General features: G+C 44.9%; 1 protein-coding gene. It reads left to right on the top strand.

Going from position 1 to position 672, the window contains the following annotated elements:
- Positions 1-72 precede the first annotated feature (72 nt).
- On the top strand, positions 73-672 hold a 600-nt coding region (locus tag P5683_RS25540), incomplete at its 3' end, for an Rpn family recombination-promoting nuclease/putative transposase (protein WP_315641261.1).

Below are 672 nucleotides of genomic sequence, written 5' to 3'. Positions count from 1 at the left end.
CATTATTAGAGTCATATCAACCCATTGGCCAGGGTTCAATGAATTTCCGATCACCAATCTCGCCATAAGCCAGTGAAAACCGATAGCATATTTTACCGCATCTTCCAACAATACCCGCGCAGCTTCTTTGAACTGCTGAACCTTCCTCTCACAGAAGCTGATCAATATCAATTCACCAACCTAGAAGTCAAACAACTCGCCTTTCGCTTAGACGGGTTATTCTTTCCCAGTACCGACAACCCTAGCCAACCCTTTTATCTGACGGAAGTACAATTTCAACCCGACGATGACCTGTACTATCGGATTTTTGCGGAACTTTTCCTCTATCTGCGACAGTATCAACCCCCTTACCCCTGGAGAGTTGTAGTCATCTACCCTAACCGTAACACAGAGCGCGAAAAGTCTCAACACTTTAGCCAAATTCTCAACTCAGAAGCAGTGACCCGCATTTACCTAGACGAGTTGGAAGGCGAAAACGGCTTAGGGGTAGGTATCATTAAGTTAGTAGTCGCATCGGAGTCTGTAGCTATAGAATCAGCCCAACAACTGATTGAACAAGCTCAACAAATACTCCCACCAGCCCCCCTGAGACGCGATATCATTGATTTAATCGAAACTATTGTAGTCTATAAACTACCCCAAGCTAGTCGCGAGGAGATTGCTAGAATGTTA

Origin of the sequence: Limnospira sp. PMC 1279.21 (assembly GCF_032349615.1) — a bacterium.
In the GTDB taxonomy this organism is placed as follows: Bacteria; Cyanobacteriota; Cyanobacteriia; order Cyanobacteriales; family Microcoleaceae; genus Limnospira; species Limnospira fusiformis.
This window is presented reverse-complemented; position numbering and strand designations above follow the sequence as displayed.